The organism is Spirosoma flavus (assembly GCF_054778555.1).
Genome location: NZ_BAAGZL010000002.1, coordinates 896,203 through 909,704, shown reverse-complemented (window position 1 = coordinate 909,704; position 13,502 = coordinate 896,203). Strand labels below are relative to the sequence as shown.

Genomic DNA, 13,502 nt, shown 5'->3' with positions numbered 1-13,502 from the left:
GCGAGATATTTATTCGGCTACCTTCTCCTTAACTACTTCGGCCGACTTTTCTACTGCCTGCGTGAAATCTTCGATTAAGTCCTCAATGGCTTCCAGACCAACCGAAATACGTATTAAACCGGGCGTAATACCCAAAGCGGACTTCTCGTCGGGTTTCAGTTTGGCGTGCGTCGTTGTGTTCGGATTGGTAACGATGGTACGTGAATCGCCCAGATTTGATGATAAAGTTGGAATTTGCAGGGCATCAAAAAATGCGCTGACCCGCTCAAAACCACCTTCCAACTCAATCGTAACGATGGCACCGCCCGCGCTCATTTGCTTTTTCGCCAGCTCGTATTGTGGATGTGATGGCAAAAATGGATACAACACCTTTGCTACGTCGGCATGGCCTTCTAGTGCTTCGGCTAATTGTAATGCATTACGGCAGTGACGCTCCATCCGTAAATCCAGCGTTTCCAGACTTTTCGATAAGACCCACGCATTGAACGGCGACAGCGACGGTCCCGTATGCCGGGCGAAGAACCGAATTGGCTGAATTAAATCGGCACGGCCAACGACAATACCCCCTAAAACACGGCCTTGCCCATCCATGTATTTTGTGGCAGAATGGACCGACAAATCAGCGCCGTATTCAATAGGCGTTTGCAAAATTGGGGTAGCAAAACAATTGTCGACGTTCAGAATGAAACCATATTTCGCCTTCAAACGTCCCAGCATCTCCAGATCAACCAGTTCAAGACCGGGGTTTGAAGGCGTTTCGAGGTATACCATCTTCGTGTTTGGCTGGATGGCCGCTTCCCATTCGGCTTCGGTGGCGGAGGCATCCAAATACGTATGCGTAATGCCCCATTTGCTCAGAATCTGCGTGATGATCTGGTGCGCCGAGCCAAACAACGCCCGGCAGGCTACAATGTGATCACCTGATTTTAGCAAACCAGCCATACTAGCAAATACCGCAGCCATTCCTGTTCCCGTGGCAATGCCCTCTTCAGCATTTTCCAGCATACACACTTTCTCGACGAACTCTGTTACGTTCGGATTCGAGAAACGCGAGTAAATGTTACCTTCTTCGGTTTCGTCGAACAGGGCTTTCCCTTGTTCAGCACTGTCGAAAGCAAAACTTGAGGTAAGATACAGGGGAACGGAGTGTTCGCGGTTCAGCGATTTTGCCGTCTGAATGCGAATGGCTTTGGTTTGTTTTTTCATTGACTGGCGCACACAGGCTCTGGCTGCGTGATCAATAGGGTACTTTTTTCGTAACAGCCGGAGCCTGTTACGGCCTAAAAGAACTTAATAATCTTGCGCAAACTTACGATGATAATCACAATTCCGACGAGAATCATCATGGTTTTGACAGGGAGTTTTTGCGCTAGTCGGGCGGCAATTGGCGCTGCAATCATACCGCCAAGAATCAACCCCAGAATGACCAGCCCATAATTATCGAGGCCGGCGTAAAGCGCAAAAACGACTGATGAAGCAAAGGAGACAAAGAATTCGGCCAGGTTCACGGAGCCAATCGTGTAACGTGGATGTCGACCCGAAGCGATCAATGTAGAGTTAACGATAGGTCCCCAGCCCCCACCACCAATGGCATCCACAAATCCGCCAAACCAGGCTAGCAAACCAATCTGGCGAACAGGCTTTTTCTTAACCCGTTTGATAAGTGCTTTCCGTAAAATCAGCACGCCCAAAATGGCTGTATAGACTGAAATAGCGGGATTAAGGTAATTAGATATGACTTCCAGATCGGCAAGTTTCGTGATCAAAAAGGCACCAAGAGCCGCGCCGATAACGCCAGGAATCAGCACAATTTTAAACAACCGGCTGTTCACGTTACCAAACTTCAAGTGCATGTAACCCGATACGCCCGAAGTGAAAATTTCAGAGCTGTGTACGCTGGCCGTGGCAAAAACCGGACTGATACCTACGCTGGTCAGAAACGTAGTGGCCGTTACACCATAAGCCATTCCCAGCGCCCCGTCAATCATTTGCGCCACAAAACCAGCCAGAATGAAGTAAAAAATTTCAGGTGTAACCTCAACTTTATTCGCGATTAGGGTAAGCCGATCGAGCGTGAAGTAGCTGAATAGCAAATGCCCGACAACCATTAAAGCAAGTGCAGCAAATGCATAAATAGCTATTTCAGTACGTGTACGCCGTCGGAGAATAGGTCGGACGTGTTCGGTTTGTATCTGAACCCCCGGAAAGGCGGCTCGTAGCGTGTCGGCCTGCTGGGTGGCATTTTCACCCTGAAGGCTGATGGTCAGGCCGTTGAGATCAAGGTCTGATAAAAGAGCGGCTGGTGTTGCCCGAACTGAATCAGTAGGAGGGGCTACCTGATCTTGCATAAGGTATAAAACCTATGGAATTAATAGATTATTATCTTTATGAAAAACGGCACATTGAAGTGCCGCTTGATGATGAAGATTGTTGCAAAGGTACACAGAGACAAGCTACATATGCAACAATTCTAACAATAATCCTATAAACCAAGGCTACATAGTTGCTAAAGCTGCGTACCATATCCAGAAAATATAAACAGGCTGAAACAACAACCGCGACCATACGTACCAGGGTTTGGCTGGTAACCCACCCGGAGGGGGTAGCTTATTGACCGCTACGTTGATATTCGCCGGAAAAATGGTAATCAGGAGGGCAATTAGTCCCCAAGCCGCCAGAAAACGAGTCGCCGGAAAAAGCAGGCCAATTGCCAGAACAATCTCGCCCACGCCCGACAACAAAACAAGCAGACGCGGATTCGGCAGGAAGCTCGGAATCATATACATAAGTCCTTCCGGCTTGCGCAAATGCGAAAGGCCAATCAGAACGAACATAGTCGTTGCGGCCAGTAAGGCGTCGTTGTGCAGATTAAATAAATAAGTGGATTGGGTAATCCAGCCGATTCCGTAGAACAGGACGCCAAACGATACTAAACCAAGGAAAAATGCCATCGTCGTATTTGTTATTGATTTACACGACAAAGTTCCCATGGGCCAATGAGCAATCCCCTAACATTTGTTAGTAAATCAAACTTCCCGGCGAATACGACTCAGGCTTTCAGGCTCGATGCCGAGGTAAGAAGCCAGATGACGGACGGAAATAGTTTGCACCAACGTAGGATCTTGCTCCAGCAAATAAACATAACGCTGCCTGGCGTTGCTGGTAAGAAACTGCACTTCGCGACGAGTTTTTCGTAAAAAGGCCTGTTCGGCAATTAGCCTGCCCATTCGCTCGGCGGTGTGCGAGTGTTGATAGAGGTTCAGCAGATGTGTCCGGTTGAAACGCAGCGCCGTTACGTCGGTAAGCGCCTGTACGTTAAATTCAGTTGGTTGTTCCGTCAGAAACGAAGAATAAGCGGATACGAAGTCGTTGCTGAAGGTGAAATCGAGCGATACGTCTTTGCCGTTGTCATTTAGGAACAGCCGAACCATACCATCCACTACGTAGTAAATGTAGCGTTCAACCTGCCCCTCCTGAATCAGATAATCGTTTTTCTGATACGTAACGGATTCCACAATTGGCCTGAACAGTTGCCAGTCTTCATCAGACTGCTGGGTCAACGTATCAAATTTCTGGCGGAGTCGGTCGAGGGGATTCATGCGTTAAAAATGCAAAAACGGTTAGCAGGTTCCAAGCTGATAACAGTTTTTGCATTTTTGTGATTTCGAGGAACGAAGAATGACAAAAAATTATTCACCCGCCATCGGATCCGGTTTTCCATCCGTGTCGCCCGTCACAGTGCCGTGGGTTGGAAAATCATTGCCTCGTATATATAACAGACCCGCTACGTGCGGAGCCGCCATCGACGTACCGCTTAACGTAGCGTAGCGGCCATCTTTATACGTCGACGTAATTCGAACGCCGTACGCACACACATCCACACTACTGCCGAAATTGGAGAACGACGCAAATTGATTCAGATTATTCATGGCCGACACGGTAAAAATATTCGTGTGATTCAATCGGGCGGGCGAGTAATTATTGGCGTTTGCGCTTTCGTTACCAGCCGCAATAGCGAATAAAATCCCCAAATTAGCAGCCTGCGTAATTGCCCGTTCGAGTATGGCCGACGTGCCTTCGCCACCTAAACTCATGTTCACTACGTCGCCCGATTTACCGTTCTGAGCAACCCAGTTAACCGCCTGAATAATACCCGATAATCGCCCATCGCCATCGTCATCCAGCACCCGAAGCGCCACTAACGTAGCGCCTGAAGCAATACCCGTTATGCCAATATTATTATTTTTTGCCCCGATAATGCCTGCTACGTGAGTGCCGTGCCCATTTTCGTCATCCGCCGACGAATTTCCGCTGATAAACGATTTACTACGTGTCGCATCAACATTCAGATCGGGGTGGTCCAGATCAATACCCGTATCGATAACCCAGACAGTTTTGCCCGTTTGTAAATCGCCCCGGCCATAACCTGTTTGCTTTACGTTCCAGCTCAGTGTAGAAGTCGTTGCTACGTCGACGCAGCTACACATCGACATGATGCGGTCGGGTTCTACCAACGTAACAGTAGGGTCTAGTTTTAGTTTTTCGGACTCACTTTCGGTCAGATGCGCCAGAAAAGTTGTCTGTTCGCCGGAGGCCAGTACATCTACCGAAGCATTCGTCATCTGATGACTGGCCAGCATTTGTTCGGCAGCAGATTCAGCGGCTGCCAGTCGCGCGCCCGGAAGGGTTGGCAGCGTTTGGCTCGGTTGATACGTAACGATATACGAGCCGGCAATTGCAACCCCATTGTTAGTGGAAGCTTTAACCAGACAATCGGTCGATAAGCTAGCGGGCGTTAGTTCCTGATCAGACTGGCAGCCAAGCATAGCAAGCCCGACCAAAGCAACGTTGGTAAACGTGGCAAGCGGTGTGAAACAGCGCATGTATTTAGTACGAAATTGTTGGAAAACGTGATGAAATCGTACAACGTTATTTCATGCGTGATGCTGGATTTAGGATACAGGAAATGAGCGAGTTATTAATTAAAAAAGCAGCGAAATGGCCCCGCTTCCCGGTTGTCAGAGGCTCTAATTGTACTACGTTAAAAACGAAAAAAACGTTGCAGACTTGTGTTATAAAACCGCTTTTTTAGAACGTATCGGAATGAATACGACCCGACCGGCGGCAGGAAATTTTGTCTCTGCAATTGGGCGACCAAATCGCTGGTAAAAACCGGCTACCTGCTGTGGAGGCAATAAATCAGGATAGAGATTGATCCCGGCAAAATGGTTGTTTCGTAGGAAGTGCTCCATGAACTGCCAATCCTGTTCGGTAAAGTTTCGGCCGGGGGTAAGTAGGCGGGGCCATCCGTCGCGCAGGAAGGGCTGAATCTGGTCTTTGTGCAGGCGTCCGAAATACTGACCGACTCCGCTTTTGTTGTAGAAACGACGAAATGTAAAGACTGCGTTTAGATGGTCGTAAAATGGACAAAGTCCTTCTTTGTCGCCAGTACCGTCTGCTCCAACGGTGCAGAATGGCCAATCAAGCACCGCTTCGCCCGGTTGCTGACGTATCACCTTGCAGTAACGTATCACATCTACTGATGCAACGTTAATGGGTTCGTCCAGTCGGCGGGAATAACTGGTGTACCATTCCAGGCACATCAACAGGACCAGACACGTAGCCGCGATTTTTTCACTACGTTGCCGGGGCCATTGTACCGGTAAGGCCAGCAGACAGAGCAAAACCGGATATACCAGCGACGCCCGCCCCCCGTGCCGATTGAAGCTGAACCAGGGAAATAATTTAAGCGACGGTATCAGCACTGGATGATAGACTAGGCACAGAATTAGCATCAATACGGTAGGTAACCAAAGGCCTATTTTTCGGCGGATTTGCCACCAGCCGACACCAGCTAACAGTGTTAAGTAAAGTCCTGGACTTCCCTGAGCATAACTCTCGAACGTATCATGCAGCCAACGTTGGTAGGGCATGGCGTAACTATCCAGACCGGGCAAATGCGGCAGCAACAAACGTAGCGGATGCGACCAGGAAGGAATTACAGGAACGGCGTCGAAGTTGAATGTCCAGGCCGTAGACGCGATTTGCAACGTGAGTGGAACGTATAGCCAAAAGCTAAAACCAATCAGAAAGAGCAACGTAGTAACGCCCGCTTTACGGTCACGAAATTCATCTTGGACGTAATGAACTAGCTGTCTCGGCCAATCATTTATTCTCGGAAAACGACGGTATAGAACTACCGCCAGCACGGGCCAGGCAAGTGCCGTGAACATGAGCGCGTAACCTGCAACGTAGGCCAGTTCCTGCCCAAGAACCTGAACGTGCAGCCATCCGCAAAGCAGCCAGTACGTTAGCGAAATCGGTGTTTTCTGTATCCAGTCCAGTAGCAAACGATACGTAGCAACCATGCACAGAACGGTCCAGTGGGCCACGCAGACGTTCATGTGAATGGGGTATTTGAAGAGAGCGTAAAAATTGAAAATCGAAACAATCAACCCCGCCAATGCTGATTTCGGTAGACTAAATCGGGAACGTAGCAACAGGAACGTACCTACCGATGTAACGACCAGGCTATATACGTAGTAGAACTGCAAATAAGGCCCCGGACCTCCGAAAATCCGATAACAGAAGGCGTACCAGTAGTCGCGTTCGAAGCCCCAGTCCAGAAAGACCTGATTGGTGCCGTACGGATAAAACGTCTGTGTATTAACCAGGTTTAGTTGAGGAAACGGCCACAGTCTGAGGTTCTTTCCAAAGAAATAACCTACGTATTCGTACTGATCAGTATCGTAACCATCTGACAAGGGATACTGAAAATTGCCCACAGGCCAGGCGGTTAGCAGCGCCGTGAGGATGCCCAACGTAACGCCCCAAAACCAGGCGGACCGCCACCACGTAAATACAGTCATGCCGGTTTGGTGTGGACGAAGAAGGGGGTGTTCCTGACTCATTTCGAGGAATTTGGCAGTATCTCTTTGGTGGCGATGGGCAAAAGTCTCTCTAAACGGCTATTTTTGCAAAAATTAGTAACGCGACTGAAACGTCGCATTGAATTTGGCGGCTTCACGGCCGCGTTACCAACATGGCTGACTACAACCATTCGAAAGTTGAAAAATACTGGCAGGATTTCTGGGATAATCACGATACGTTCAAGCCCGACGAACAGTCTGCCAAACCGAAATACTACGTTCTGGACATGTTCCCGTATCCGTCGGGGGCTGGCTTGCACGTGGGGCACCCGCTGGGCTACATTGCGTCGGATATCGTGTCGCGCTACAAACGGCTGAAAGGCTTCAACGTACTGCACCCGATGGGGTTCGATTCGTTCGGGCTTCCGGCTGAACAATACGCTATCCAGACGGGGCAGCATCCGGCCATTACGACCGAGCAGAATCGGCAGCGCTACATCGAGCAGTTAAAAAATATCGGTTTCAGCTACGACTGGACCCGCGAAGTACGCACGTCCGATCCGGCCTTTTACAAGTGGACGCAGTGGATTTTTATGGAACTGTTCCGATCGTGGTACAACCGGGATACGGACCGGGCCGAACCCATCGAAACGCTGCTGGAGAAGTTTGCCACCAACGGCACGACTGACGTAAACGCCGTTTGCGATGATGATGTGCCGACGTTCACAGCCGCCGAATGGAATGCTATGTCGGCGAAGGAATCGTATGAAATTACGCTGAAATACCGCCTGACGTATCTGGCCGATGCGGTGGTGAACTGGTGCCCGGCGTTGGGTACGGTGTTGGCGAATGACGAAGTGAAAGATGGCGTTTCAGAACGGGGCGGCTATCCGGTGGAGCAAAAATTGATGCGCCAGTGGATGATGCGTATCACCGCCTACGCCGATCGACTGTTGACGGGACTCGATACCATCGACTGGACCGAATCGCTGAAAGAGCAGCAGCGTAACTGGATTGGGAAATCCGTTGGGGCTTCGGTGAAGTTTGCCGTTGAAGATTCATCGGATACCATTGAAGTTTTCACCACGCGCGTTGATACCATTTACGGTGTTTCTTTCCTGGTACTAGCTCCTGAGCATGAGTTGGTTCCGCAATTGACAACGCCAGAACAGAGCGCAGCTGTAGAAGCTTACGTAAACGCGGTTAAGCTACGTTCCGAACGCGACCGTATGTCCGATACAAAAACAGTTTCGGGCGTATTTACGGGCAGCTACTGCATCAATCCGGTCAACGGCGAGAAGGTGCCCATTTTCCTGGCCGACTACGTATTGGCGGGTTACGGAACCGGAGCTGTGATGGCCGTACCATCGGGCGATCAGCGTGACTGGACATTTGCGACGCACTTTGGCTTGCCTATTATTCCAATTCTGGATGCTCAGAAAGATATTGATAAACAGGCTGATAACACTAAAGAAGGTCGCTATATCAATTCGGGTATCATTGATGGGATGACGTATCAACAGGCGGTTCCTGCGTTGATTAGCTGGTTAGAAGACGGTGGTTTAGGCCGGGGTAAAGTCAACTACCGGATGCGTGACGCCGTGTTCAGCCGTCAGCGGTATTGGGGCGAACCGGTGCCGGTTTATTTCCGGGAGGACGGTTCGACGGGTCGATTGCCGTATCTGATTGATGAAAGCGACTTACCACTGGAATTGCCCGCCATTGACAAATACCTGCCAACCGAAACCGGCGAACCACCGTTGGGCCGCGCCGAGGGTTGGAAATATAAGGGTATCTATGATTACGAACTGAGCACTATGCCTGGATGGGCTGGCTCGTCGTTTTACTGGTATCGCTACATGGACCCGCAAAACGATACCGCTTTCGCCAGCAAAGAAGCTATCAATTACTGGCAAAACGTGGACCTATACATCGGCGGTACCGAACACGCGACGGGGCACCTTTTGTACAGTCGTTTCTGGAATAAATTCCTGAAAGATCGGGGATACGTACCGCAGGAAGAGCCGTTCAAAAAGCTTATCAACCAGGGTATGATTCAGGGACGTAGCAATTTTGCGTATCGTTTGAAAGGAACGGGGCAGGAGGGAATTGCACCAGTTTTCGTGTCGCTGAATCAGATTCAAGGGAAGGACGTAACGCCCTTACACGTTGACGTGAACATCGTTGAAAATGACGTAGTAGATATTGACGCTTTCAAGAAAGCTCGCCCTGATTTGACTGATAATGCTACGTTTATTTTTGAACCGGATGGACGTTACGTTGTCGGTACAGAGGTTGAAAAAATGTCGAAGTCGAAGTTCAACGTAGTGAATCCCGATGACATCGTTGCGAAATACGGTGCTGACGTGCTACGTATGTACGAGATGTTCTTAGGCCCGCTGGAACAGGCTAAACCCTGGAATACTAACGGCATCGACGGTGTGTATCGTTTCATTCGGAAATTCTGGCGGTTATTCTATAAAGATAACCTGGATGGAAGCAGTACGTGGATTGTAAATGATGAACAACCGACCCCAGCAGAGTTAAAAGTGCTGCACAGAACCATTCAGAAAGCAGAAAGTGATATTGAAGCGTACTCGTTCAATACCTCGGTGAGCGCGTTCATGGTCTGCGTAAATGAATTGTCGACGCTGAATTGCCATAAGCGGGCAATTTTACAGGATTTGGTGTTGATTCTGTCGCCTTATGCACCACACATCACCGAAGAGTTGTGGGCGGCTCTGGGTAACGAAGCAGGTACCATTTCGAAAGCGCAGTTCCCAACGTTCAACCCGAGTTACCTGGTGGAGGACGCTTTTGAGTATCCGATTCAGATCAACGGGAAAGTACGTACCACGATCAGTTTCGCCATCGACCGGGCAGCTAATGAAATTGAGCGGGAGGTGCTAGCCGACGAAATCGTGCAGAAATGGCTCGATGGAAAAACTCCGAAAAAAGTAGTGGTGGTACCAAAACGAATCGTGAACGTAGTAATTTAAGACTAGTCTGGACGTAGCGCTAGTATGTTATTTAGATCATGTTATTGGATTGATATTCAATGAGTTTTTGAAAATAAGAAAGCCGACGTATTGTCGGCTTTCTTATTTTCGTACTTCGCTACGTAACTTGTCTATGCACATCTTTACTTCCCGGCGGCCGCTGGTCGTGCTGCTATTGTTTTTCCTGTCTGGTTTTGCCGCGCTGCTGTATCAGATAATCTGGCAACGGCTGCTTGTGTTTTATACGGGTTCCGACACTGTCAGTATTAGCCTGATTGTGTCGGCTTTTATGACCGGTTTGGGCATCGGATACCTTGCCGGTGGGCGGCTGGCCGACCGCTCGACCTCAACACAGAATCTGCGCTATTTTGTCCTGGCCGAACTGGGCATTATGGTTTTCGCCCTGTTCAGCAAAGCCATTTTTTACGACTTCCTCTATCAATCGAATCGATTACCATCCGGCCAGCCGTTACTCATATACATCATCGTGTTCGGTATTGTGCTGGTGCCAACGTTTCTTATGGGCGTTTCGCTGCCTGTACTCTCCCGGACGTTCCGTTTTGATGACATGGACCAACAGGCGCGGTACATCAGTCTGCTGTATTTTATCAATACGCTCGGCGCGTCGGTGGGGGCTTTTGTAACTGGCTTCCTGCTGGTACGTCGGCTCGGATTCGACAACGCCATTTTTGTCGGTGCCGCTCTAAACGGTATCTGTGCAGTCTGCGCATGGAGCATAGTGCGCGGGGCAAAGGGTTTAGGAGGTGAAATTTCAACGATCAAATCCACCCCAAGTGTCTTAAATCCTTTGCCCCAAGCCCAACGCCCTCTGCCCCTCGCCCTATGGTCGATGCAGTATGCGGTGTCGGGATTTGCGGCTTTGTCGTTGGAATTAATCTGGTTTCGTGTGCTGGAAACCCTCATTAAATCGGTTTCACTCACGTTTGCCATTCTGCTGGCAATCTATCTTGGCTCTATGGCCATCGGAACGGTTGTTGGAACGTGGCTCACCAGTAGATCATCTTACCAGTCAGCCATCCGACGGGAACGGGCGTTTCTACTGGCGCAACTGGTGTTGTATGGCTATACAGCGCTGTCTATTGGGCTGTTTGTCAATGCCATTGGACGAGTGCCGGGCCTGCAATTTCTGTGGGATTATTTTGCCAGTGGTGAGCCCGTGTTGAGTCCGCGATTTAGTTTGTTTACCTACGGCGCGGTACCCGTGTTTCTGTTGGGTATCCCGACCTTTCTGATGGGGCTTAGTTTCTCACTGTCGCAGTCGATCATTCAGAATAACTATGCCGAAATCGGTCGACGTGTGGGCTGGTTGCAGTTCATCAATATTGTCGGTTCGGCGGTGGGAGCATGGGCAGTTACCTGGATCGGATTTGCGTATCTAGGCACTGCGCTTTTGCTAAAATGCATTGTTGCACTGGGTTTTGGTTACGTAGCCCTGTTACTGATACGTCGACATAGCCCCGGTTTAGTGGTGGGCTTACTGGCGATTGCACTCGGACTATCCATTTTTATCATTCCCGATAATACTCATTTTTGGCAGCGTCTGAACGGACTGGAAAAGCCGAGCGATTTTGTGTTTGATGAAAACGAGTCGGCAGTTTCGGTTATCAAAATGACACCCGATCAAAAAATGGGTGTTGTCTTTGTTAATGGGCTGGGACAAAGCGGTTTGCCGTATCATTACGACGCTGTCCACACCCTACTGGGTGCCTTGCCGGTGATGATGCATCCCGACCCGAAACACGTAGCAGTCATTGGTCTAGGCTCGGCTGGAACCGTTAATGGCATTGCCGGTCGGCCCGAAACTCGTCGGATTGATTGTTTTGAAATTGCATCGAATCAGGAGAAAGTGCTGACTGATTACGCTGGTCGTGTGGGCGACACGGCTGTAAACGCCGTGCTACGTGATACTCGACTAAACATGGTTTTTCGCGATGGACGCTACGCTATACGTAACGGAGAGACCCGCTACGATGTGATCGAAGCCGATGCGCTTCGTCCGCTTTCGGCTTATTCTGGCAATGTTTATTCCAAAGAGTATTTCGAACTGATACGTGACCGGCTCTGCCCGGGTGGACTCGCCGTTACGTGGTGCCCGACGGGGCGAGTACTCAATACGTTCCGGACCGTTTTTCCCTATGTAGCGTATTGCGATAAATTGGTTTTGATCGGTAGCAATCAGCCTATTCAACTCGATTGGAAAGCTATTGAACAGCGCGCAAAACATGATTTCAGCCAGCGGCACTACGGGCGTTCGGGTATTAATATCTGGTCATTACTAGACCATTATCGACATGATATTCGCTTGTTAACCGAAACTAAAGAAATAACTGGAGAGATCAATACTGATCTCTTTCCCAAAGACGAATACAGCATTCGCGTCAAGGATCGAATCGATTTTTAGGAGTTTTCTTTGTCATTCTGGTAAAGGAAGAAGTTTTAGGTCTCTTCCTCTACCAGAATGACAAAAACGCTTTCAGACAACTTTATTAGTCATCAATTAACAATGGCTTCTGCCTGTTGAGCGGCCATCGCGTCTCGTACCTGCGCGGTCAAGGTAAGCGAATGTTTCCTGGACTCATGATCGAAAATCGGCGCGGAGAGAATCAGTTCATCGGCCTGAGTTTGGTTCAGAAAATTGGTCAACTTCCGTTGAACTGTTTCGGGAGAGCCGACAGCGGCATACCGGAAAATAGCATTAGTCGCCATAATTTCGTTTTCCGGCCAGTACGCTTCCAGGTCGTCAACCGGCGGCTGCATTTGTCGGGCTTTTCCCCGCCGAATGTACAGAAACTGTTGCTGTACGGACGTAAATAATCGGTGCGCTTCGGCGTCGGTATCGGCAACAATTACGTTAGCGGCTACCATCGCATACGGTCTATCCAGATTGGCAGAGGGCGTAAACCGGGTTCGATACTCATGCAACGCATACATCAAATCTTTGGGGGCAAAGTGCGAGGCAAACGCGTAAGGGAGGCCCAGCATAGCCGCCAGTTGCGCCCCAAATAAACTAGATCCCAGAATCCAGATCGGCACGTTTAAGCCAGTACCTGGTATTGCCTGCACAAACTGATTGGTGTCGTCGGGTTGAAAATAGCGTTGTAATTCAACTACATCCTGCGGGAACGTATCAGGACCGGTAGCATTCCGACGTAACGCGTAGGCAGTCGGTTGGTCGGAACCGGGGGCCCGACCAAGTCCCAAATCAATACGTCCGGGGTAAAGTGATTCCAACGTACCAAACTGTTCGGCAATGACCAGGGGCGAGTGGTTAGGTAACATAATCCCACCCGAACCTACCCGAATCGTTTTTGTGCCCCCTGCTACGTAGCCAATGACTACCGACGTAGCAGCACTGGCAATTCCCGGCATGTTGTGATGTTCGGCGAGCCAGTAACGATTATAACCCAGCTTTTCAGCATGTTGGGCCAGATCGAGTGTATTATGTAAGGCCTGAGCAGCCGTGTTTCCAGCTACAATAGGCGATAAATCCAGAATTGAAAAAGGAACCATACTACTTGGATGATTGAGTTCGTACGAGGATTCTGGTGGCCAAATCCGTGAATTCGGCCGGGATTCCGCGTACATTTGTGGTTCATCAACAAGTCAACATGTT

The 13,502-nt window shown here is 49.6% G+C and carries 9 protein-coding genes; 2 read left to right on the top strand and 7 right to left on the bottom strand.

Annotation, left to right across the window (positions count from 1 at the left end):
• Positions 1 to 9: 9 nt before the first annotated feature.
• The 6 genes from ACYVF1_RS12690 to ACYVF1_RS12665 form a co-directional block, all read right to left on the bottom strand.
• Positions 10 to 1,206: a trans-sulfuration enzyme family protein gene (locus ACYVF1_RS12690; RefSeq protein WP_461079211.1), complete on the bottom strand. Its 1,197-nt coding sequence runs from the start codon at positions 1,204 to 1,206 to the stop codon at positions 10 to 12.
• Between the two features lie 74 nt (positions 1,207 to 1,280).
• Positions 1,281 to 2,348: a sulfite exporter TauE/SafE family protein gene (locus ACYVF1_RS12685; protein ID WP_461079209.1), complete on the bottom strand. Its 1,068-nt coding sequence runs from the start codon at positions 2,346 to 2,348 to the stop codon at positions 1,281 to 1,283.
• A gap of 147 nt (positions 2,349 to 2,495) precedes the next feature.
• Positions 2,496 to 2,951 (bottom strand): DoxX family protein, encoded by a 456-nt coding sequence (locus ACYVF1_RS12680; protein ID WP_461079207.1) that lies wholly within the window; start codon positions 2,949 to 2,951, stop codon positions 2,496 to 2,498.
• 75 nt (positions 2,952 to 3,026) lie between these two features.
• Positions 3,027 to 3,599, bottom strand: coding sequence for a Crp/Fnr family transcriptional regulator (locus tag ACYVF1_RS12675; RefSeq protein ID WP_461079205.1), 573 nt, complete (start codon positions 3,597 to 3,599; stop codon positions 3,027 to 3,029).
• 90 nt (positions 3,600 to 3,689) lie between these two features.
• Positions 3,690 to 4,883, bottom strand: a complete 1,194-nt coding sequence (locus ACYVF1_RS12670) for a S8 family peptidase (RefSeq protein WP_461079203.1) — start codon at positions 4,881 to 4,883, stop codon at positions 3,690 to 3,692.
• Positions 4,884 to 5,072: 189 nt separating this feature from the next.
• A complete protein-coding gene (locus ACYVF1_RS12665; RefSeq protein ID WP_461079201.1) occupies positions 5,073 to 6,911 on the bottom strand; it encodes a hypothetical protein in 1,839 nt (612 codons plus the stop codon).
• Between the two features lie 131 nt (positions 6,912 to 7,042).
• On the opposite strand from ACYVF1_RS12665, the gene leuS reads away from it, so the two are divergent.
• On the top strand, positions 7,043 to 9,868 hold the full coding sequence (gene leuS / locus ACYVF1_RS12660) for a leucine--tRNA ligase (RefSeq protein ID WP_461079199.1): 2,826 nt from the start codon (positions 7,043 to 7,045) through the stop codon (positions 9,866 to 9,868).
• Between the two features lie 133 nt (positions 9,869 to 10,001).
• A complete protein-coding gene (locus ACYVF1_RS12655) occupies positions 10,002 to 12,290 on the top strand; it encodes a fused MFS/spermidine synthase (RefSeq protein WP_461079197.1) in 2,289 nt (762 codons plus the stop codon).
• Positions 12,291 to 12,382: 92 nt separating this feature from the next.
• Here ACYVF1_RS12655 and ACYVF1_RS12650 read toward each other — a convergent pair whose 3' ends face one another.
• A complete protein-coding gene (locus ACYVF1_RS12650; protein ID WP_461079195.1) occupies positions 12,383 to 13,399 on the bottom strand; it encodes an LLM class flavin-dependent oxidoreductase in 1,017 nt (338 codons plus the stop codon).
• Positions 13,400 to 13,502: the final 103 nt, after the last annotated feature.